General features: G+C 64.9%; 27 protein-coding genes and 2 pseudogenes. 13 read left to right on the forward strand and 16 right to left on the reverse strand.

The annotated features are described in order from the left end of the window. Positions 1-159: 159 nt before the first annotated feature. The gene (locus tag ACX80X_RS17925; protein ID WP_459312927.1) at positions 160-1,068 is read left to right on the forward strand and encodes a phosphatase PAP2 family protein; all 909 of its coding nucleotides are present in this window, start codon (positions 160-162) and stop codon (positions 1,066-1,068) included. Positions 1,069-1,109: 41 nt separating this feature from the next. Here the strand turns inward: ACX80X_RS17925 and ACX80X_RS17930 are convergent, their stop codons facing one another. From ACX80X_RS17930 to ACX80X_RS17940, 3 genes and pseudogenes are all read right to left on the reverse strand, one after another. Beyond that, a complete protein-coding gene (locus tag ACX80X_RS17930) occupies positions 1,110-1,871 on the reverse strand; it encodes an ABC transporter permease (protein WP_252598561.1) in 762 nt (253 codons plus the stop codon). Further along, a pseudogene (locus tag ACX80X_RS17935) lies at positions 1,868-2,468 on the reverse strand (ATP-binding cassette domain-containing protein). The gene ACX80X_RS17930 and the pseudogene ACX80X_RS17935 overlap by 4 nt, the downstream one beginning before the upstream one ends. Further along, positions 2,465-2,830: a DUF1048 domain-containing protein gene (locus ACX80X_RS17940; protein ID WP_459312929.1), complete on the reverse strand. Its 366-nt coding sequence runs from the start codon at positions 2,828-2,830 to the stop codon at positions 2,465-2,467. The pseudogene ACX80X_RS17935 and the gene ACX80X_RS17940 overlap by 4 nt, the downstream one beginning before the upstream one ends. Before the next feature lie 171 nt (positions 2,831-3,001). On the opposite strand from ACX80X_RS17940, the gene ACX80X_RS17945 reads away from it, so the two are divergent. Then, a complete protein-coding gene (locus ACX80X_RS17945) occupies positions 3,002-4,984 on the forward strand; it encodes an APC family permease (RefSeq protein ID WP_459312931.1) in 1,983 nt (660 codons plus the stop codon). 11 nt (positions 4,985-4,995) lie between these two features. Next, a complete protein-coding gene (locus tag ACX80X_RS17950; RefSeq protein ID WP_252598564.1) occupies positions 4,996-6,441 on the forward strand; it encodes a TrkH family potassium uptake protein in 1,446 nt (481 codons plus the stop codon). A gap of 21 nt (positions 6,442-6,462) precedes the next feature. Here the strand turns inward: ACX80X_RS17950 and ACX80X_RS17955 are convergent, their stop codons facing one another. Beyond that, complete coding sequence (locus ACX80X_RS17955; protein WP_459312933.1) at positions 6,463-7,935, reverse strand: APC family permease; 1,473 nt, start codon at positions 7,933-7,935, stop codon at positions 6,463-6,465. Positions 7,936-8,354: 419 nt separating this feature from the next. Between ACX80X_RS17955 and ACX80X_RS17960 the strand changes: the two genes are divergently transcribed. The 3 genes from ACX80X_RS17960 to ACX80X_RS17970 all read left to right on the forward strand — a co-directional run bounded on the left by ACX80X_RS17960 (position 8,355) and on the right by ACX80X_RS17970 (position 10,155). Further along, on the forward strand, positions 8,355-8,957 hold the full coding sequence (locus ACX80X_RS17960; protein ID WP_459312935.1) for a TasA family protein: 603 nt from the start codon (positions 8,355-8,357) through the stop codon (positions 8,955-8,957). A gap of 93 nt (positions 8,958-9,050) precedes the next feature. Continuing rightward, the gene (locus tag ACX80X_RS17965; protein WP_459312937.1) at positions 9,051-9,707 is read left to right on the forward strand and encodes a signal peptidase I; all 657 of its coding nucleotides are present in this window, start codon (positions 9,051-9,053) and stop codon (positions 9,705-9,707) included. Continuing rightward, positions 9,700-10,155 carry a hypothetical protein gene (locus ACX80X_RS17970; protein ID WP_459312939.1) on the forward strand — a complete coding sequence of 152 codons (456 nt, stop codon included), beginning with the start codon at positions 9,700-9,702 and terminating at the stop codon, positions 10,153-10,155. The genes ACX80X_RS17965 and ACX80X_RS17970 overlap by 8 nt, the downstream gene beginning before the upstream one ends. Before the next feature lie 113 nt (positions 10,156-10,268). Here the strand turns inward: ACX80X_RS17970 and ACX80X_RS17975 are convergent, their stop codons facing one another. After that, positions 10,269-11,486 carry an MFS transporter gene (locus tag ACX80X_RS17975; protein ID WP_459312941.1) on the reverse strand — a complete coding sequence of 406 codons (1,218 nt, stop codon included), beginning with the start codon at positions 11,484-11,486 and terminating at the stop codon, positions 10,269-10,271. A gap of 120 nt (positions 11,487-11,606) precedes the next feature. Here ACX80X_RS17975 and ACX80X_RS17980 point away from each other — a divergent pair, with 120 nt between their 5' ends. Then, positions 11,607-11,948, forward strand: a complete 342-nt coding sequence (locus ACX80X_RS17980; protein WP_252573588.1) for a hypothetical protein — start codon at positions 11,607-11,609, stop codon at positions 11,946-11,948. A 91-nt stretch (positions 11,949-12,039) separates the two neighbouring features. On the opposite strand, the gene ACX80X_RS17985 is transcribed toward ACX80X_RS17980, so the two are convergent. From ACX80X_RS17985 to ACX80X_RS18005, 5 genes are all read right to left on the reverse strand, one after another. After that, positions 12,040-12,378 carry a hypothetical protein gene (locus ACX80X_RS17985; protein WP_308216150.1) on the reverse strand — a complete coding sequence of 113 codons (339 nt, stop codon included), beginning with the start codon at positions 12,376-12,378 and terminating at the stop codon, positions 12,040-12,042. 157 nt (positions 12,379-12,535) lie between these two features. Beyond that, on the reverse strand, positions 12,536-12,802 hold the full coding sequence (locus ACX80X_RS17990) for a type II toxin-antitoxin system RelE family toxin (RefSeq protein ID WP_459312942.1): 267 nt from the start codon (positions 12,800-12,802) through the stop codon (positions 12,536-12,538). A 144-nt stretch (positions 12,803-12,946) separates the two neighbouring features. Then, positions 12,947-14,251, reverse strand: coding sequence for a MinD/ParA family ATP-binding protein (locus ACX80X_RS17995; protein ID WP_459312944.1), 1,305 nt, complete (start codon positions 14,249-14,251; stop codon positions 12,947-12,949). A 341-nt stretch (positions 14,252-14,592) separates the two neighbouring features. Continuing rightward, entirely contained in the window at positions 14,593-14,730 is a 138-nt protein-coding gene (locus ACX80X_RS18000; RefSeq protein WP_157769002.1) for a hypothetical protein, read from the reverse strand. A 352-nt stretch (positions 14,731-15,082) separates the two neighbouring features. Beyond that, positions 15,083-15,595: a MepB family protein gene (locus tag ACX80X_RS18005; RefSeq protein ID WP_459312946.1), complete on the reverse strand. Its 513-nt coding sequence runs from the start codon at positions 15,593-15,595 to the stop codon at positions 15,083-15,085. Between the two features lie 340 nt (positions 15,596-15,935). On the opposite strand from ACX80X_RS18005, the gene ACX80X_RS18010 reads away from it, so the two are divergent. The 3 genes from ACX80X_RS18010 to ACX80X_RS18020 all read left to right on the forward strand — a co-directional run bounded on the left by ACX80X_RS18010 (position 15,936) and on the right by ACX80X_RS18020 (position 17,079). Further along, the gene (locus tag ACX80X_RS18010; protein WP_308470675.1) at positions 15,936-16,193 is read left to right on the forward strand and encodes a hypothetical protein; all 258 of its coding nucleotides are present in this window, start codon (positions 15,936-15,938) and stop codon (positions 16,191-16,193) included. Between the two features lie 288 nt (positions 16,194-16,481). Beyond that, positions 16,482-16,658, forward strand: a complete 177-nt coding sequence (locus ACX80X_RS18015; protein ID WP_104061730.1) for a CsbD family protein — start codon at positions 16,482-16,484, stop codon at positions 16,656-16,658. 85 nt (positions 16,659-16,743) lie between these two features. Further along, positions 16,744-17,079 (forward strand): LapA family protein, encoded by a 336-nt coding sequence (locus ACX80X_RS18020; protein ID WP_459312948.1) that lies wholly within the window; start codon positions 16,744-16,746, stop codon positions 17,077-17,079. Between the two features lie 161 nt (positions 17,080-17,240). Here the strand turns inward: ACX80X_RS18020 and ACX80X_RS18025 are convergent, their stop codons facing one another. Continuing rightward, positions 17,241-17,384 (reverse strand): hypothetical protein, encoded by a 144-nt coding sequence (locus tag ACX80X_RS18025; protein ID WP_252613795.1) that lies wholly within the window; start codon positions 17,382-17,384, stop codon positions 17,241-17,243. 59 nt (positions 17,385-17,443) lie between these two features. On the opposite strand from ACX80X_RS18025, the gene ACX80X_RS18030 reads away from it, so the two are divergent. Then, positions 17,444-17,617 carry a hypothetical protein gene (locus ACX80X_RS18030; protein WP_459312958.1) on the forward strand — a complete coding sequence of 58 codons (174 nt, stop codon included), beginning with the start codon at positions 17,444-17,446 and terminating at the stop codon, positions 17,615-17,617. Here ACX80X_RS18030 and ACX80X_RS18035 read toward each other — a convergent pair. After that, positions 17,601-17,786 carry a hypothetical protein gene (locus ACX80X_RS18035; RefSeq protein WP_459312961.1) on the reverse strand — a complete coding sequence of 62 codons (186 nt, stop codon included), beginning with the start codon at positions 17,784-17,786 and terminating at the stop codon, positions 17,601-17,603. The two genes, ACX80X_RS18030 and ACX80X_RS18035, sit on opposite strands and share 17 nt — an antisense overlap. 103 nt (positions 17,787-17,889) lie before the next feature. Between ACX80X_RS18035 and ACX80X_RS18040 the strand changes: the two genes are divergently transcribed. After that, positions 17,890-18,108, forward strand: a complete 219-nt coding sequence (locus tag ACX80X_RS18040) for a DUF805 domain-containing protein (RefSeq protein ID WP_459312963.1) — start codon at positions 17,890-17,892, stop codon at positions 18,106-18,108. 48 nt (positions 18,109-18,156) lie between these two features. Here the strand turns inward: ACX80X_RS18040 and ACX80X_RS18045 are convergent. Together ACX80X_RS18045 and ACX80X_RS18050 are read right to left on the reverse strand one after the other, a co-directional pair. Next, positions 18,157-18,258: pseudogene (locus ACX80X_RS18045) on the reverse strand (hypothetical protein); the annotation flags it as partial. A 41-nt stretch (positions 18,259-18,299) separates the two neighbouring features. Further along, positions 18,300-18,494, reverse strand: a complete 195-nt coding sequence (locus ACX80X_RS18050) for a hypothetical protein (protein WP_459312950.1) — start codon at positions 18,492-18,494, stop codon at positions 18,300-18,302. A 32-nt stretch (positions 18,495-18,526) separates the two neighbouring features. Here ACX80X_RS18050 and ACX80X_RS18055 point away from each other — a divergent pair, with 32 nt between their 5' ends. Beyond that, positions 18,527-18,964 carry a hypothetical protein gene (locus ACX80X_RS18055; protein ID WP_459312952.1) on the forward strand — a complete coding sequence of 146 codons (438 nt, stop codon included), beginning with the start codon at positions 18,527-18,529 and terminating at the stop codon, positions 18,962-18,964. Positions 18,965-18,984: 20 nt separating this feature from the next. Here the strand turns inward: ACX80X_RS18055 and ACX80X_RS18060 are convergent, their stop codons facing one another. Next, positions 18,985-19,398: a hypothetical protein gene (locus ACX80X_RS18060; RefSeq protein ID WP_459312954.1), complete on the reverse strand. Its 414-nt coding sequence runs from the start codon at positions 19,396-19,398 to the stop codon at positions 18,985-18,987. Positions 19,399-19,783: 385 nt separating this feature from the next. After that, positions 19,784-19,964 (reverse strand): hypothetical protein (locus ACX80X_RS18065; protein ID WP_459312956.1); only part of this gene is annotated, 181 nt, incomplete at its 5' end.

Below are 19,964 nucleotides of genomic sequence, written 5' to 3' on the forward strand. Positions count from 1 at the left end.
CGTGTCAAGTGTCACATTCGGGTTGCCGCGACCCCGCCCAACTAGGTAGCGCTATCTGTCGTTTAGACCCCGCAAAACGACAGATAGCGCTACCTACTTGGGTGCCGGCCGCGAGGCAGCCCTGCGGGTCCTCCCAGTTTTCTGTGACACCATTAACCGATGACCATTCCACGCCAGGCACCACCGCGGACCCCGGCCCGACCCTCCCCGGGCTCCGGCTTTATGTTCGCGTTCGCCTGGCTCGCCTGCGTCATCGGTTTGATCGCCACGTATTACTACTTCGTCCAGACCACCACGGGCCAGGTCATCGATGAATCCGCGCTGGTTGAAGCCGTGGACATCCACGGGCCGGCGGGCAAGGCAGCCACCGAGTTCCTGGACTGGCTGCCCACCATCTCGCTGGTGGTGGCCGCCGTCGTGGTCCTGTTTGTCACGGTGATCCGACGCCGGTGGTCGGCCGCCGGGATCGCAGTCACCGCGTGCATCGGCGCGAATATCGCCACGCAGGTCCTTAAAGAAGTGCTGCCCGCCCGCCCGGACAAGGGTGTGGTGACGCTCGAGTTGAACTCGCTGCCGTCCGGTCACACCACGCTGGCGGCGTCGGCTGCGGCGGCGGTGTTCCTGATGGCCTCGCCGCGGTGGCGTCCGCTGGCCGGTTTTGTGGGCGGCACCTTCGCCATCGCCTCGGGAGTCTCCACCCTGATCAACCAGTGGCACCGCCCGGCCGACGTCGTCGCGGCCTTCCTCCTGGTGGGCGCGTTTATGATCCCCGCCGGCTGGCTGATCATCCGGAACGGCGCGGCGTGGAACGTGTGGGACGGCTTCGACAGTCACGTGGGCTCGGCAAAGATCTGGCTCACGCTGCCGGTGGTGATCGGGCTGGCTTCCGCGGGGGTGGCCGTGTATTCGCTGGCCAGGATCGCCCCGGGGCCGCTCCAGGATGACAGCACCACCAACTACTTCTGGGCCGGAATCTCGCTCATCGTGATCGCCGGGTACCTGGCCACCGTGGCCACCACGTCGCTGTTCGCATATGCCGCACGACGGCGGGACGCGCCAAGGCGCTGACCGCACCAGCCGCGGTCGGCGGACGACGGCGGGGTGGCGCCTTAGATGATCCTGCGCCGGTAGGCGGCCATGGCGAACACGTAGGCGAGTACGAGGATACCGACGCACCAGGCCAGTGCGATCCAGATGTCGTTGCCCACCGGTTGCTGGGCAAACAGGTCCTGGATGGTGTTGACGATCGAGGTGACGGGCTGGTTCTCGGCGAACCATCGGACCGGACCCGGCATGGTTTCCGTCGGGACGAAGGCCGAGCTGATGAACGGCAGGAAGATCAGCGGGTAGGAGAATCCGCCGGCGCCGTCCACGGACTTCGCTGTCAGGCCGGCGATGATTGCCAGCCAGGTGAGTGCCAGGGTGAACAGCGCCAGGATTCCGGCCACAGCGAGCCAGGCCAGGAGGCTTGCCGAGGTGCGGAACCCCATCAGGAGGGCCACCAGCACAATGATCACGAGCGAGAGCCCGTTGGCGACCAGCGACGTCAGGACATGGGCCCACAGCACGGATGATCGTGCGATCGGCATGGACTGGAATCGCTCGAAGATGCCGCTCTGCATATCGGTGAACAACCGAACGGCGGTGTAGGCAATGCCAGACGCAATTGCGATCAGCATGATTCCCGGCAGCAGGTAATTGACGTAGCTGTCCGTGCCCGTGCTGATAGCGCCGCCGAAGACGTACACGAACAGCAGCATGAGGGCGATCGGCGTGATCGCGGTGGTGATGATGGTGTCAACGCTGCGGAAGATGTGACGCATGGAGCGGCCCAGCAGCACGGAGGTGTCTGCAAGGAAATTTGTGCTCATGACTTGTCCTTACTTGCCTCGACCCTGCCGTCGTTCCCCACAAGTGCGAGGAAGACATCCTCCAGGCTCGGTTGCTTTTCGACGTATTCCACCTTCGCCGGTGGAAGGAGTTGCTTCAGCTCGGCGAGCGTGCCGTTCGCGCAGGCTCATGGCGATGTCCAGGCGACGGCGCATGCCGCCGGAATAGGTGGCCACCTTCCGCGAGCCTGCATCGGTGAGGTTGAAGCGCGCCAAAAGCTCATCGACCACCTGGCCGGGGGCTTTCAGATGCCGCAACCTGGCAACCAGCACCAGGCTCTCCCGGCCTGAGAGGATTTCGTCGACGGCGGCGAACTGCCCGGTCAGACTGATGGACTCCCGAACCTGAAGGGCGTCCGTCGCGACGTCGAATCCATACACGGTAGCCGTGCCGGCATCTGCTTTGAGGAGCGTCGACAGGATTTTGACCATGGTGGTCTTGCCCGCTCCGTTGGAGCCGAGGAGCGCGAAGATGCTGCCAGCCGCCACCTCGAAGTCGACGCCGCGCAGGACGTGCAGGTCCTTGTAGGACTTCTCCATGTTCTGCACACGGTTCGCCGGTTCGCCGGTCCTGGTCATGACTCCGCCCCCTTCGCTTTGTCGACCGCCTCGTTGAGCCGGGCCCGTTCCTTGTCGATCCACCGCTTTCCGCCGTATGCCTGAGCGAAGCTCTCGGCGAACTCGATGGGATCTTCGCCGACGATCTCGCCCACAGGCGTGCCGTCGATGGCGGCGCGTTCCCACAGGTCCGCGAGGTCCGAGAACATCTGCACCATGGTGTCCCCCTCGGTGACCCCGCCGTAGTACATGAAGTACCGGTTGAAGGCCTTCGCCACGGTGAGGTAGGGCTCAGGCAGGGCATCCAGCCGCGCCTTGGCATGCTTGTACTGCTTCTTCTGCTCGAGCGAGCCGGTCACCAGCTCGATCCATTTCGCTGCCATATCACTTTCCTCCCTTGCGGAGCTCTTCAAGCCGTTCGGAGAGGAAGGCGCCGGCGGCGTTAAGGATGCGTTAAGATCCCGGGTTTCCCCGCTGAGGGCCCTTGGCGCGGTGCTACGCTCCGTTGGTTATTCACCCCAATCCCGCCTGCGCGGGGTAAAGAAAGTAACCCGTTGACTGCACCCACCCGCTTCTCCATTCCCGCCAGCGTTCCCAACCCCGAACGCGACGGCGGACCCGGAAACCGGCTCACCCGGTGGCTGCTCGAACACACGGTCCACCAGCCGGTGGGCCCGGAAACTGCTGAGAACCAAGCCCCCACCCAGAGCTGGTGGAAGGTCATGTGCCTCACCGGGGTGGACTACTTTTCCACCCTCTCCTACCTGCCCGGCATCGCCGCCCTCGCCGCCGGGGCGCTCTCCCCGCTGGCCACCCTGCTGATCGTCGGCCTGACCCTGCTGGGCATGCTGCCGATGTACCGACGGGTGGCGCACGAAAGCCCGCACGGACAGGGATCGGTAGCCATGCTGGAAAAGCTCCTGCCGTTCTGGCGCGGCAAGATCTTTGTGCTCATCCTGCTCGGCTTCGTCGCCACGTCCTGGATCATCACCATCACCCTCTCCGCCGCTGATGCCACCGTCCACATGCTGGAGAACCCCTACCTGCCGCACTTCCTCGACGGCCAGGCGGTTGCCATCACCGTGGTCCTCCTGCTCATTCTGGGCGGCGTGTTCCTGCTCGGCTTCTCCGAAGCGGTGGCCGTCGCCATTCCCCTGGTGGCCATCTTCCTGGTGCTGAATGCCGTCATCATCGGGGTGGGACTGTACGACGCCGTCACCCAGCCGGGTGCCATGGCTGACTGGACCGCTGCGCTCACCTCCTCAGGAACCGGTTTCGGCGACATCGCAGGACCCGCCCTGCTCGCCTTCCCCCTGCTGGTCCTGGGGCTGTCCGGCTTCGAGACCGGCGTCAGCATGATGCCACTGGTCGCGGCGAAGGGCGCCACCGCCGAGGAACGCCTGGCCGCCCGCGTCCGGAACACCCGCAAGCTCCTCACCTCGGCCGCCCTGATCATGAGCGTGTACCTCCTGGGCAGCAGTTTCGTGACGACCGTGCTGATCCCCGCCGAAGCGTTCCAGGCAGGCGGCGAGGCCAACGGCCGCGCCCTGGCCTACCTGGCCCACGAACTGCTGGGCAACGGCTTCGGCTCCGTCTACGACGTCAGCAGCATCCTGATCCTGTGGTTCGCCGGCGCTTCGGCCATGGCCGGACTGATCAACATCGTTCCCCGCTACCTGCCGTCCTACGGCATGGCCCCGGACTGGTCCCGGGCCGTGCGCCCGGTGGTGCTGGTGTACACCGCCATCAGCATCCTGATCACCATCGGTTTCAATGCCGACGTCAACGCCCAGGCCGGCGCGTACGCCACCGGCATCCTGGCCATGATGGTTTCCGGCGCCGTTGCGGTCAGCATCTCCGCCGCCCGCAGCAAGAGGCGGCGCGCCGCCGTCGGCTTCACCATCCTGACCCTGATCCTGCTCTATGCGCTGGGGGCCAACGTCATCGCCAAGCCGGACGGCCTCGCAATATCCGGCTTCTTCATCCTGGGCATCATTGTGGTCTCACTCGTTTCCCGGGTCAGCCGCACCACCGAACTCCGCGTCCACAACATCGAATTCGACGACGAAGCCCGCCGCTTCATCACCGACACCCTGGACTTTGACGGGCGGATAAACTTGATCGCGAACCGCCCGCAGGCCCGCGACGCCGCAGAATACCGTGAGAAGGAAGCCGAGCAGCGGGAGAACAACCCCGTGCCCGGCACCGCCGACGTGATCTTCCTGGAAATCGACGTCACCGACCCCTCGGGATTCAGCGACGTCCTTGAGGTACGCGGAATCGAAGTGGACGGACACCGCGTTCTCCGCGCCGAAAGCCCGGCCGCACCCAACGCCATCGCCGCCATCCTGCTGGCCCTCCGCGACGCCACCGGTGTCCGGCCGCACGCGTACTTCGAGTGGGCAGAAGGCAATCCCCTGGCGCACCTCATGCGCTACCTGTTGCTGGGACGCGGAGACACCGCCCCCGTGGTCCGCGAGATCATCAGGGAAAACGAGCCCGATCCCGCCCGCCGCCCCGGCATCCACGTAGGCTGACGGGCAGTCCGATGACCGCACGTGGCGACACCGCCGGGGTGAAGGGACCCGTCCCGGGGCGGTGGAAAGGCAAGGCAGCCAAAACAGCCAAATCGGCCAGGGCCCGCAAGGAGAGCGCCATCCGGCGGGCCCTCTCACACCCGGTCCGGTCGGTGCCCCTGGCATTCCTGGCCGTCATCATCCTGGGAGCAGCCCTGCTGATGCTGCCCGTTGCCCGGACCGGCAGCGACCCCGGAGCCGACCCCCTGATGGCCGCCCTGTTCACGTCCGTGTCGGCTGTCTGCGTTACCGGGCTGATCACCGTGGACACGGCCACGTACTGGACCCCTTTCGGGCAGACCGTGATTCTGGGACTGATCCAGGTGGGCGGGTTCGGCATCATGACACTGGCGACGCTCCTGGCCCTGCTGGTCCGGAAAAGCATCGGCCTCCGCGGCCAGCTCGTGGCGCAGTCCGAAACGCACACGCTCAACCTGGGCGACGTCAGCGCCGTGCTGCTCCGCGTGGCCCGGCTCATGGTGGGCATCGAAGCAGCCACCGCCGTGGTGCTGACCGGACGCTTCTGGCTGGCCTACGACCAGAACCCCGGCACGGCGCTGTGGCACGGTGTGTTCCACGCCGTCTCGTCGTTCAACAACGCCGGGTTCGCGCTCTACAGCGACAACCTCATCGGCTTCGCGGAGGATCCCTGGATCATCGTCCCCATCTGCCTGTCGATCATCGCAGGCGGCCTCGGTTTCCCGGTGATCATCCAGCTGCTCCGGGGAAACGTCAAGGCCCGGAACTGGAGCGTCCACCTCCGACTGACCATCTACGGCACGCTGCTGCTCCTGGTGCTTGGCGTCACGCTTTTCGCCGCGTTCGAATGGAACAGGGACGAAACACTCGGCGGCCTGTCCCTGACCGGGAAGCTGCTGGGTTCCCTGGCCGGCGGAGTCTTCCCCCGCACTGCCGGATTCAACAGCATCGACTACGGCCTAGCGTCACCGGAAACGCTCATGGTCACCAACATCCTGATGTTCATCGGCGGCGGCAGCGCCGGCACCGCTGGCGGCATCAAGATCACCACGTTCCTGGTCCTCGGCTTCTCCATCTGGAACGAGGTCCGCGGCCGGGACGAGGTGACCATTGCCCACCGTTCCATCAGCGCCTCGTCCCAGCGCCAGGCCCTGTCCGTGGCGCTGCTCGGGGTGGCCGCGGTGGTGGCCGGCACGCTGGCGCTGCTGATGGTGACCGACTACAGCCTGGAGAAGGTACTGTTCGAATCCATCTCCGCGTTCGCCACCGTCGGGATGAGCACCGGCATCACCTATAACCTCCCGCCGTCGGCAGAATGGGTGCTTATGGCCCTCATGTTCCTCGGCAGAATCGGCACGGTGACGGTCGCGTCCGCTCTGGCTTTGTCCTCCCGGCCCCGCCTTTACAGCCTGCCGGAGGAACGCCCCATCATCGGCTAGCCCAGGCACCGCTACGGACGCCTAAGCGTCATCCTTGCCGATGTTCTGGGTCCCTACCGGCTCGCTTTCCGCCCTGTTCGTCCGCCTATTGATCAGCCAGGTGACAAACCAGAGCACCACCCCGATCGCCATCAGTCCCCCGGCGATCTGGTACTGGATGACATTGCGGCCCACCCACGGCCCGGCGAGGAAGGCACACAGCAGAGCCGCGAGCAGCGGCAGTTGCCCGGGCGAGGTGAAGAACACCTTGCGGGTGAGGTCGCGCTTGTGGCGGAGCACCAGGCAGGCCACGTTCACTACGGTGAAGACGCACAGCAGCAGGAACGCCGTGGTGCCGGAAAGGTTTGCCACGATGTTGCTCTTGGGGTCGCTGGTGACGTACCAGATCAGCCCGAGCGCGAGGACGGTGGAGAACAGGATGCCGGCCCACGGGGTGCGGCGGCCAGGCAGGACCTTCCCCAGGGCAGGCGGCAGGACGTTCTGGCGTGCCATGCCGTAGATCAGCCGGCTCGCCATCAGCATGTTGATCAGCGCCGTGTTGGCAACGGCGAACACCGCGAGGAACGGGAAGACCCTGTCGATGGGGAAGTCCGGCGAGCCCTTGTGCACCACTTCGAGCAGCGCGGCGCCTTCAGCCTCGCGGATGTTCTCCAGCTCGGTGGGCGACAGCACGCTGACCACGGAGACGGCCACCAGCATGTAGAGGAGCACGGCGATGCCCAGGCCGGTCAGCATGGTCCGCGGGAAAATCTTCTCGGGGTGCTTGGTCTCCTCCACCATGTTCACCGAGTCTTCAAAGCCCACCATGGCAAAGAAGGCGATGGAGGTCGCTGCTGTGACTGCCAGGAACAGGCCCTTGTCCTGGTAATCGTTGAAGACGAAGATTTCGCCCACGTTCCCGGTGCCCTGCGTCATGACGTAGAAGCCGACGCCGATCACGATGGACAGCGCGATTACCTCCACCAGTGTGAGGACCACGTTAAACTTCACGCTCTCCCCCACCCCCCGCAGGTTGATCGCGGCCAGCAAGACCATGAAGCCCATGGCCACGGCGGTGATCACGCCCTGCGCCGGCATCTCCATCCAGCCGTTGATCCTCAGGCCGCCGAAGAAGTTCTGGGCGAGGACGTTCGCGGACGTGGAGGCGCTGGTGATGCCGGAGCAGACCACGGCGAATGCCACCAGGAACGTGACGAAGTGGATGCCGAACGCCTTGTGCGTATAGAGAGCCGCCCCTGCCGCCTGCGGGTACTGCGTAACGAGCTCAAGGTAGGAAAACGCGGTCAGCGTCGCGACGACGAACGCGAGCAGGAACGGCAGCCACACGATGCCACCCACTGTCCCGGCCATGGTTCCGGTGACCGCGTACACGCCGGCGCCGAGGATGTCGCCGACGATGAACAGCAGGAGGAGCTTGGGGCCCAGGACCCGCTTCAGCTCGTGTGGCTCCGCCTCCGGAGTTGCCGGAAACAGGTCATCTGAAGTGGTGCTCATCGCCTGACCTCCACACTCATCCATCAACGTGGCCTATTTTAGGGTGATCCTTTCGCGCCACTTTGGCAACAGGTCGGGTTGGGTGAGGTGCAGGGCGCTTTCCGGCCTAGAGATGGCATTTCACGGCAGTGTCGGGGCGGCCCGCGGCTGCCGCGAAATGCCATCTCGCGCAGGACGTTTAAGGATCCGCCTGTACTGCAGGGATCTCCGCATTTAATCCAACAAATGGATGGAATTGGCCTCTGACCTGCGCAAACGTCAACAACCTTGACAGAATCTTGAGGAATTACGCAGGTGTAAGTTGCGTCTCGTCGGGAAAAGTGGTTCTTGCCAGCCCGCGTGAGCCTGGCACTCACGGTCGACCCACTGGGGGGCGGCTGGCCCACCTGGGGTGGGCAACGTCGAAAAGGATTCTTCCCATGGGCATCAGCTTGAAAACCACTTCCGGCAAGATTCTGGCTTCCGTCGCACTGGTGGGCACCGCCGCCGCAGTCGCAGGCATGGGCACCTACGGCGCATTCACGGGAACCACAACACAGGTCGATGAGCAGGTCACTGCTGGCACCGTCGATATCGACCTGACCGATCCGGGGACCCTGAGTGTCGCCGTCACCGGCCTGCTGCCCGGTGACTCCGTCGAAAAGTTCGCCACACTGAAGAACACTGGCAACTCCAACCTGAACACCGTGACGCTCACTACAGCGCCCACCGTCGCCTCAAAGCTCACCACTGAGACAACTAACGGCCTGCAGTTGACCATCCAGTCCTGTACCGTCGCCTGGACAGTCGTGGCTGCCGCGGAAGACACTTGCTCAGGGATCAAGTCCACCATTTTGGCTAAGAGCGCGATCATCGGCTCGGGCACGGCACTTACCGGCCTGTCATCCATTACGGCTGGCGCTGAGGACAAGCTCAAGATCACTACCTCCCTGCCTTCTACAGCAGACGACACCTTCCAAGGCCTGACCAGCACCATCGGCTTCACGTTCGACGCGACGCAGCGCACTGGCCAAGTCAAGTAGCCGTCAGTCCTGAGCGTTGGGGGCAGTCACGAACCCGGCACCACCAACCAATAGCCAGAAGCACCAACAGACCGTCCCCAAGGTTGGATAGCGATGAGCGCAGTAACTGAAATTCCGACAGCGGCACGCAGCGCCGCCCAGGTAACTGAGCTGTCCCAGCGCCCCCGCACCCCCCGCGGCGGCGCTGGGACCTTCATCTCTGCACGGGCTGCGTTGCGCGTCAAAACCGGCTTTCGCCGCGGGGCCAACGTCCTCACAACGACGATGTTCGTCGTGGCAGTGTCCGCGTTCCTTTTCCTTGCTGTTGGTCCCCGGGCCCTGGGTTATCAGACGTCCACGATGCTCACCGGCTCGATGTCCCCACTGATCCACGCGGGCGACGTTGTGGTCACGGTCCCCACCGCAGTTGGTGACATCGTAGTGGGCGACGTCATCACTTATCTCATTCCTGTCGAGAATCACCGGGTGGAAACCCACCGCGTCACGCAGATACTCACAAATGCGGACGGGACGACGGCTGTGCGGACCAAAGGTGACGGCAACAACGGCGTAGATCCATGGACCGCAACGCTCAACGGAGCGACCGTTGACCGGCACGTCCTCACGGTCCCCTACGTGGGTCAAGTCATTCGCACTTTGCGCCGGCCGGTTGTCCTGAACACCCTCATGTACGGCGCACCGGCCGTGCTGGTGATTGGATTGCTGGCGTCCATCTGGCGCAAGGATCCGGAACCAGCAGTCCGTGAGTAGCCGCACTTCGGCTGCCGGCAGGGTGGTGCGCGCCATCGGCGTGACGCTCGTCGTCGTTCTGGGCCTGACCCTCGCCCCCGCAGCAAGCGCCTCCTTCAGGTCCGCCAGCCAAGCGTCAACAGGCTTTTCTACGGCCACCCTAAACACGCCGACGACTTCCACGATTTCGCTGAATGCCAGCTGCAGCCAGAACAAGAGGACGCTCACTGTCACCTTGGCCGCCACGGGCTCGCTGCCGTACGCGAACGCACTACGGGTCACGGCGGACGCCGGTGGAACCGTGTCCTCGAAGGATCAAGCGCTGACATACAACGGAAATCAGGTATTTACGGCAAACTCGGGCGGTCAGACAGTCGTGTTCAAGCTCGAAATCCGAGCAATCTACAAACTAGACGCCACTCACGCTTGGACCAGTCCGCCGCTGCTTCGCACATACACCTGCAGCTGATCAGCCCGCCCTCAACTAAGATTCGACAACCCAGGGCGCCAGCATAGCTAGATCGAGAGATCTTCGTGCAACTGCTCCGCGACCACTTTGCTTCTCAGTGGGGGCGCTGACCGTTAGTAGTTCCGCCAGTGCCGCAACCGCGGAAGCACAACGGCAAACACACCAGCTGCAGCAAACCCCAGCAGACCGGTGGCCGAGACTCCCGCACCGAGGGTGGTCAGCGCCGTGACCCCGGAGAGCAAAACGGGCCCGCCGGTTGATCCTGCGTCGGCGATGAACCGCCACAGCCCCAGGAACTGGCCGCGGCCCCGGTCGGGCGAGAAGTCTGCGCCGAGGGTCATGATCAGGCCGGAGCTGATGCCGTTGCCGAAGCCGATAAGCAGCGAGGCCAGCAGCAGCCCGCCAAAGGACGCAGACAAAGGGATGAGCAGCATCGCGATGCCCATGACGATGGTGGACGGGATGGCCACGAACAGCCTGCCGCGGCGGTCCATCACCTTGCCGGCCGGGTAAAACACCAGCATGTCGATCGCCCCGGACAGTCCGTAAATCACGGAAGCCTGGGCCGGATCCATGCCCAGATGGTCCGCCCACAGCGGGATGACCACCTGGCGGGACGCGCGCAGCGCGCTGAGCAGCAGGACCCCCACACCCAGCGTCAGGAACACGCGGGCATGCGAAACCGCCACATTCCGCAGCGTCGGCTCCGGACCCTTGTGGCCGCCGTCGGGCGCTGGCGGGACCACCAGGTCCGGGATGGTTACCGCCAAAACGGCGGCGGCCGCCATGCCCACCACCCCCACCCAGTACGCTCCGGCGATCCCGGCGAACTGCATCACGCCGGCACCTATGAACGGCCCGATGAAGACGCCGATCCGGCTGACCCCGCCCAGCGTCGACAGCGCCCGCGCCCGGAACTGGACGGGCACCGCCTCGGTGAGGTACTTCTGCCGCGCCAGGCTGAAGACACTGGCGGCCATCCCGACGACGGCCATCGCCACCGCGAGCAGCCACAGTCCATTGGGAATCATGGATGACATGGCGGCGGCCGCGAGCGCCAAGGCACCCACAGCCGCGGCGCCGACGATGGACCAGCGTTCGCCGAACTTGAGCGTGATGAGGGAGGCCGGCAGGTTGAAAAACCACGAGCCGAGCCCGATCAGGGTGACGATCAGCGCGGAGACCGCCACCGAGGCGCCGAGGTCACGGGCGGAGAGGACCACCACCGGGAGGACCGCGCCTTCGCCGATGCAGAACAGCAGCGCCGGCCCGAACGCGGGTATGGCGATGCTTCGGAAGTTGAACGGCTGTGGGGTTCCTGGCGAAGTCATCAGATTTATCTTATGCCGCGGGAAATTCGCCAGCTTTTAGGGGGTCACAAGCGGCCCCGCGAGGACTAACGTTTGCCTTGTGGGGCGCTTCCGCCTGCCCCTCTCAGCCAAGGAGGTCTCATGGGTGAAGTGTGGATCCGCACCATCAACAACGGTTTGGTCCGGGCCGACAAAGTCACGGAAATCGCATCCACCCGGGGGTCCCTTCATGAGGACCAGGGTTTTGCGCTGAAGGTCATCGTGGACGGCAAGGCCCACGTCGTCATTGACGACGGCGGTCTTCCGGGCACGCTTCCCGAACGGCTGGAACACGCGCAGCATCTGGAGGATGCCCTGCTGTTCGCCCTCGACGAGGCCCGCGAAGCCGATTCATCCATGGTGGTCTTCTTCGATCCGGAGAACGACCGCTGGGCCCTCGCCGCGGCGGCGGAATTGGCCGGCGGGATTCCCGCCGTCGGATAACCCCCGACGGCGGCCCTCCTTCAAGCGCGTTGTGGCGCCCGTTCGCGCTAAGAAGAGGCGTGCTAAAGGGAGTTCGCGCTAAGGGCGTGGGTCAGGCTGCGGCGTGGCTGAACTCGGTGGCCTTGGCGGTGACACGGCGGGGCGCGAGGATGCTCAGCGTGCAGTGAGTTTGCTGCGGGTCGATCCTGGCGGGCAGGTGATGGGTCTCGGAGCAGGCCTGCAGCTGCCGCAGGGCTTCGGGATCGACGCGGGCGTTCCGCACGTCCAATTCCAGGTCCAGGTTGTGCTTCAATGCGTTGGCGCGTTTCACCACAACGTAGAGGGCCTGGATGCTGTGGATGGTGACGTGGCCCTTGGCGAGAACCTGGGCCTTCGCGTGGTCGAGATCTACACGGACAAGAATGCTGAGCTTTTCGGACAAGATAATCATGCCTTCCTTGCGTGGCTGCGACGCTGCAGCCGGGGAGGCCGCTACGCTGCGGCCAATGGCCGCGCCTCTGCAGCCTCATTCAGCGTAGGCAACGAATATGATCTGCGCAACATTTGAGCTCAGATATGTCGCGCACACCCCAAGCGCGCACTCGGGACTATCTGGGCCGGTACACGTCGGCTCGGTGGTCGACCCCCAGGATGCTGATGCTGTTGTGTTCCTCATCAATGGAGTGCAGGACGCGGTAGGGGCCACGCCTGGCCGAGTGGAAGCCAGCCAGGTCCCGCTCCAACGCCTTGCCTACCAGCTGAGGGTTTCTGGAGAGGTCGCCGTAGGCGAATGCGATGATGGCCGGCAGTATCCGGGGAGGCACAGACTGCAGGTCCCGGCGTGCGGTGGGCGAGAAAATAATCTCATATGCCACCGGGGCTCAGCCCCGGTGCTTGGGAACGCCGAACTCAGCCCGGATCTGCTCACCCAAAAGTAGGTAGCGCAAAGTGTCGTTTTGAGGGCTCAAAACGACACTTAGCGCTACCTAGTTGGGAAGGGGGCGGGGGGAAGGGGAAAGCTACCGGTACCCGTCCACGATCGACGCCGCGATTTCCTTGTACGCCCGCCGTGTCTCGGGCTTCAGCACGTCCAGGGTGACCAGGTCGCCGTCGGCCACACCGCGGTCATGAGGGACGGCGATCAGCTGGCGGCAGATCCCGGCGAGGTGTTCCTCGATGGCGTCCTTGTCCACGCGGGAGGAGACCTCATCCTTGTCCGTGATGACAACGACGGCGTTCCGGGCCAGGTCCTCGTACCCGTGGCTCGCCAGCCAGTGCAGGGTGCTGCGGGCACGCTTGGCCCCGCTCACCGCATACCCGGCGGCGATGATGATGTTGTCCGCCGACTGCAGGATCCCGCTCATGGCGTTGTGCGTCACGCCGGTGCCGCAGTCGGTCAGGGCCACGGAGTAGTAGTTGGAGATGAGCTTGCGGATCCGCAGGTATTCGGCGGCCGTCAGCGAGTCGGAGACCTCCGGGTCCTGCTCCCCCGCGATCAGGTGCAGCCGGCCGGCGTGGTGCATGTACCGGGCCAGGGCGGTGAGCGAGTCAACGCCCTCGATGTTCGCCAGCAGGTCCGTGATGGTGCGCGGGCTGGCCTGCTGGTAGATGCCCTCGCCGAGGGCGCGCTCCACGAGGTCGCCGGAGTCCGGGTTGGCGTCGATGGCGCAGGGCGGGTCGCCGCGGAATTCGGCCAGCGTGAGGCCCACGCCCACCGTGGTGGAGGTTTTGCCGATGCCGCCCTTGAGGCTCAGCACCGCCGTGTTGTAGCTGCCCTGCAGCTGGCGGGAGATGCGGCGGCCCAGTTCGTCCTCCTCGCGCTGCTTGGCGCTGGGGCCCATGTTCCAGGCCCCGCCCGTGAGCGAGTAGAGGGCGCCGCGGACGCCGCCCACCGGCCGGGGCTTCTGCTCCTTGACGAACAGGCCCGGGGAGCTGATGAAGTCGGGCATGGGGCTGTCGGCGATGATGTCCGCGGTGGTGGGGCGGATGCGCCGGAACGCCGGTGCCGGCTCCGGTGCTTCCTCAGGAAGGTACGACGACGGCGGCGCGGCTTCGTCGCCGTCGTACGCCCATGCGGGGGCGCCCAAGTCCGACTCGGCCGGCTGCCCGTCCTGCGGCGTCGACTGCGGCAGCGGGGTCACCGGCGGCCTGGCGGGCCGGCGGGTGGGCGCCGGGACAGAGGTGATGGGGGCAGAGGTGATGGGGGCAGAGGGTTCGGGACTGGCCTGGTCGGCGGCGGCCGCCGCCTCCGCCCAGGAACTGCGGCGCGGTACCGGGGTGCCGGCGTCGGGGGTGCTCGAAAGATCTGGCGTTACGGCTGGCATGGTTCCTGTCTGGGCATCCTGCAGCGCACTGTCGGCGCGACGGAGGTCACGGCGTCGCCGGGGCGGTTGCGGTAGCCCTGCATCTTCTGCGATGGGGCGTGCGTTCTGATCCGCCGGATCGGGCATGTCTGTCCCCCCAGGACTTTCGGCACAAGGTTCTGCGGCACTTTACGGACTGATTCAATCAGTAAGTCTAGGCGCTGGGGCGGAATTGCGAGGTTAGCCGCGGGTGAGCGCGGCAATCACCACGGCGCCGGTGAGGACCAGAAGCACGGCCAGGATGGCGTAGGCCTGCCATTTGGGGCGGCCCTTATGCGGGTTGATATCGATATAGGGCATGGCTAGCTGCGGATACTTCTCGTGGCGGTCACCCGCACTGCGCGTCGCTTCCGGCGCAGCACGTGGTACATCGCAGAGAAGGGAATCAGCAGTGTGCCCAACAGTGCGCACAGCGCCAGGACATAGTCAATGAGAGCCACAACCGTCTCCGAACGTTAGAGTGATCCCCCATGCGATCAGAGGTCACGCTATCGGTCCGTCACGGGATTGACAAATCGCGTCATTGACGCGGCGCGCTGGGCATGCTTCCGGTCACCAGATGGATCCCTCCGGACAAGATTGATTTCCGTCTCGCAGCTGTTCCTAACGGCCGGCGCGCGGACGAGACGGCCACCAGAATGAAGATCAGCAGCCAGAAAATTCCGACGAAGTGCTGGCGTTGTAAGGGCTATATGGTTCCGGGCATCAGAAAGCCGGAGATCATCATCGCGAGCTGATCTCCGGCTTTCTGCACGGGATGCGTCTGGAGCTATTCCCCAGCGCTCCTCCTAGCTAGGCCGCAACGAAGAGTCGAATGGCTCGCTGCGCATCGATGGCGGATCCGTCAGCCATCTCGAAGAAGTAATTACACTGCCATTGCTGGGATTTTTTCGCCTGCCGATTCGTCGTTGCTGACCATGGCGGATAGACGCGGAATCCTCGCTTGCCTCCGGCGCCGCCCACGGACACGACGCCATGCTTGACGAGCGCCGCCTTCGGAAACGCGAATGCTCCGACTCGGGAATCCTCCCGCACGCAGACCACTAGCATGTCGGGGTCCTCCTCAGCAGCCAGAGGTTCGGTCGACCCACGGAGAGAGCGCCGCCACACCGTCACGAACAATCCCACCTTCGTCGGGGTCAGCTTGCCGACCCGGAACCGAACCGGAGACCGACCGATTTCCGAGATCGCGGCACCGTACTCAGCGTTGTCGGCCTCGACTATGGCGGGAGAACAGTCGAGGGCGAGGCCGCCGAGAACCCTCATCACCATGGCGACATCCGGATGGACCTGAACAGCAGACATAGAACTCCCATCGAAACGAATCCCCGACAGGAACGACGGGGCAGTGCATGAAAAGCTCAGCCCTCACCACCCGGACACTATCCGCATATGCACGTCTTCCGGAGGATCCTGGGCAACGGATCCTCTGATTCACAAACGACCGAAATCTTTAGTCCCCAATGAGGCAACAGGTGCCTGTGCGCAGCCGGCGTGCCTTGGTGGGACGGTTCGACGGGCCGCGGTGCACGGTTCCGTCCCGCGGTCCTGTCCTTCGTCTGCCGGCGGGGCGTACCCTGAGCGCATACCGGGTACCGGCGCGACGCCGGGGCCCTCAATACGTGTTCTCGGGAAGGCAGCATTCATGGGGATGAACATCAAAGGCCAATGGGCGCGGCTCGATCACGCCACACAGCAGTGGCTCATCGACCACCCGGGATGCCTCATCCTGCCGCGCACGATCACAGCGACCATCTGCAAGGAGACCGGCGGAACCGACGAGGGTGACCGGCACGGCGAGACGGTGCTCTCCCAGGACGACCGTGACTTCATCCAGGCCAAGGCACACGAGGCCCGGACCGATCCCCCGGAGTACCGGTTCTTTGACTCCGTACAACCGTGAACAGCGGGGCACTTTGCGCCATCCCGGGTACCGCCCGTGCCCCGGAAGAGAGCGGAGCCCGGCTCAGCGGCACCTCCGCATAAATCGCGGATGGCACGGGCTGCGTCCAGGATCCGGCGGGCCAGGATGATGCAGTAGTCATCGCTGAGCAAGGCGGCGGTGGCGGCCCTGACCACGGTGCCGAGTGAATGTTATCGCCCTCGCCCGTTCGCCTTGTTCGCCCGGCGATAGGATGAAAGTGTCCCGCCGGCATGGGCCGGCGGACCGGCCATGGATAGGAGAGCCATCATGGGTTTAGGTGACAAGATCAGGCACGCCGCCGAGAAAGCCGGCGGCAAGGGCAAGGAAGCCGCAGGAAAGGCCACCGGCAACGAAAGCCTCAAAGCCGAAGGCAAGACCGACCAGACGAAGGCCGGCCTGAAGCAGGCCGGGGAAAAAATCAAAGACGCCTTCAAGAAACACTGACCCGAAACCCGGGGCCCGGAGCCTTCCCGGCCTGGCCCCGGGCCCCGCCCGGCACGTCCGGGGGAACCAAAGAGGGGACCACCTCATGAATGCTGAACCGCTTCCGCCGCCGGAGCCGGTGCACGGCCCCCGGCCCGGTCCGGCCGTTGCGAATCGGCCGGCAGTAACCCGCTCAGGCATGATCTGGGTGGCCACCGTGGCCACCCTGATGCTGCTGATCCTGCTCATCGCCTTCATCGTGCAGAACCAGGACAACGTCAGGGTCAGGTTCTTTGGCCTGGACGGGACAATTTCCCTGGGCATGGCCCTGTTTATCGCCGCCGTCAGCGGCGGGTTCCTGGTCGCCGTGGCAGGCGCCGGGCGGATCATCCAACTCAGATCCCACCACCGCCACGAACAGATCCCACCGCAAACAGCCTGAGAGCGACCCTCAGTGCGAATTCAGGTTGCCTGTTCCCTCGCGCCCTGCCCGCGCGCTCCTACACAACGCGTCGCCTAGAATTCGGCCATTTCACTTCCTTGCTTCTCTCGGCGTCCCGACAGAACCAAGGAATTGAGAAGGCGCCCTAGGGCAGCAGCCGCTCACCGGTTGAGCGCGATCACCACCACCGCTGCCGTGGCCACTGCCAGGGCGGCCAGCGCAACGTAGGAAACCGCCTGAAGTCGGCGACGGCGGAGCTCGCTCCGTGTGTCGCGCGCGTACTGTGGACCCCCATACTTACCCATGCCGCAAGGCTATGAACACAGGCTCAAGGTTTGCTCAAGTCGCTCCAAATGTGACCTCCATGGCCGCCGGAGGCGCGATGCGGTTGACTGTCCAGATGGACTCCCACGGGTTTGCCGATCTCACCAAAAAGGACGTAACGCCCGACGCCGGGACGGTCGCCGCTGTGCGTCCCGCCGGTACTGGGACCACGACGACGGGCCTGCACCTTCCGGGCATTACCTCGCCGGGGTGACGGTCCTGCCGGCCTGGCGCAGGCGCGGGGTGGGCGCGGCGCTGACAGAGGAGCGGTTGCAGTGAATCTGGGCCCGGGCGTCGGAGGCCTGGTACGTGGTCAATGCGGACAACCTCGTGTCCATCGAGCTGCACCGCCGCAGGAACGTCACCGAGGTGGCGCGGGCCACGGTTCCACACCACCACATTCACGGGCGGGCTGGGCCTTCTGATGTGTGCCGCGGCGCCCGGAACGCCATCGCCACAGACCACGCGCGGCGGTAGAATCCGGTCATGACCCAGGCTGCAGGGCACCCCACCATGTCGTTCGGCGACGCGATCCTCGCGGGCTTCCGGCAGTATGCCGAGTTTGGGGGCCGCGCCGGCGTGGCCGAGTTCTGGTGGCTCATCCTCTTCGTGACACTGGTAACCAGCGGCCTTGGCGCCCTGAACGTGGCCACCCCCAACGGGGTCATCGGTGTCGGTTCCAGCCTTGCCTCGGTACGTGGATGAATTCTCGATGCAGCGGGACAGCGTGAGGCCCTGGAATCCTGGCATGGAGCCAATGATCGATTTCGCTTTGCCAAAAGCAGTCTCGAATTCGTCCTCCATGCCGGGCCGGACGGAGAGCAGTGCATGTTCTGTGATCACCCAAACAATCATGCCTGAGGTCTAACCGAACGGGCTCACGTGAGGCACGGTCCTTAGGACGGGCCGTTGGCCATCGCGGGAGGCAATGCTAAATTCAAAGTGGCATACATCACTTCAGTTGATGAATCCCCGTTCGCCCGGTGCAGGGACGTCTGGAGTTGCCGCTGTAGCCACGCGGCGGCCGGAATGCACGGAGCGAAAGAGAGCCAGCCATGGCCGCCTCGCATTTCAGCCAGTTCCTTGATCAAGCCACCAGTCTGTCCAGCCGCCCCGCAGCCGCATGACGGCGCCCATCCATCCCCATGGGCCCGGAAATAGCCGGCCCGAAGGGCCAGCTGGCGGCGGTCCGGTTGCCTGCGTCCGCTGCGGCGCCGACGGCGGGCTGACGCTGCACTCCATCACCGCCGTCAGCCCGCCGTCGGACGTCCTGGTGGAGGTGGGCTATTCCTGCGACGCCTGCAACCTCCACTATGTCGGGCGGGCGGATGTGGCTGCTGTGGCTGCAGTTTTTAGCCGGCTCCACAGCCCCAAGGGCGTCCTGGTCTTCGGCGGGCACTACGTCCACAGCGAGCAGCCGATGCACAAGATCGGCTCGAAGGTGCGGAGACTTAGCGCCCGGGGCTTTTCGGACGGGCCGCCGGAGGACGCGTCGGGTGTGTCCCTGACGGCTCAGGTTCTGCGTTGTTCCTGCGGCTTCCATATGGACGTGCCTGAATAAGCGAACAACGACGGCGCGCCCTACTGCAGCGGCCGTGTCTCCTGCAGGCGCTTGATGAACCAGCGTGTTCGCTGTCCGGCCCGCGTAGGCCGGTTGCTACTTGGTGGCGTTGGGGTGATGCGTGTGCACATCAACTGAGCAGACGGTTTGCCCGTCGACGTAGAACCAAAGCCGTGCACCGCCGGAAGTTCGTGCTGCCAGCGGCCGAAAGTGCCGCCCTTATGTGTGAGGGTAGACAACTCGCCTTTGAGCTGATGGTTCTTCGCCGACTCTTCCAGCGGTGTCTTGGTCAGGAAGTCCCAAGCGTCGACGACGGAATTCCGCGTGGTGGCGAGAAGATCCTTCCACGCCTTTTCGGCCTGACTGGCGCCGAACTGAATTTCGAACTCTGCCTTCTTGAGGGGCCGTGGAACGCCGGATCTCTTAGCGCTCATGCAGTGCGCGGGTCGGCAACGGCCGTGGGCTCGATCCAGTCCAACTGGTCATCGGGGGTGTAACCGGCGCTAATGGCCTCTGCGGTGGATCGCCAGGCCCGAAGTGAAACCAATGCCTTGTCGAACCGGCCGACGGAGGCACATGCGCGGGTGAGGCGACAATTTCGCGTGCGAAGGCGGCCTCGTCTGCCTCGCTGAGGAATGCCATCCAGGGGAAGGGGCCGCGGAGCCGCTCCACAAACGGGACCTGCGGATCTCCCAAAGAAGCGGTCACGAGGTGAGCCGCCAGCTCTGCCCCTTCGTGTATCCGGTCGAACTCGGTGGATGTCAGAAGAACGAGGGGTTCCCCATCGCGGCGGGTGATCCTAACGGCAATGCCGTTCGGTTAGTCGTCTGGGTCGGGTGTCAAGATTCTCGTGGCGAGTGTCGCGGGGTAGGTTCGGCGGTCGATGGCACGGCCTTCGGCCCGGTATTTCGAGATCGCGCGTTTGATCACGCGGGGCCGGGTGCGTGTGCGGCGGTCGGGCATGAGATCGGCCCGTAGCGCGGCTCCGATACAGCCGACC

It is taken from the genome of Pseudarthrobacter sp. MDT3-1 (assembly GCF_054510755.1).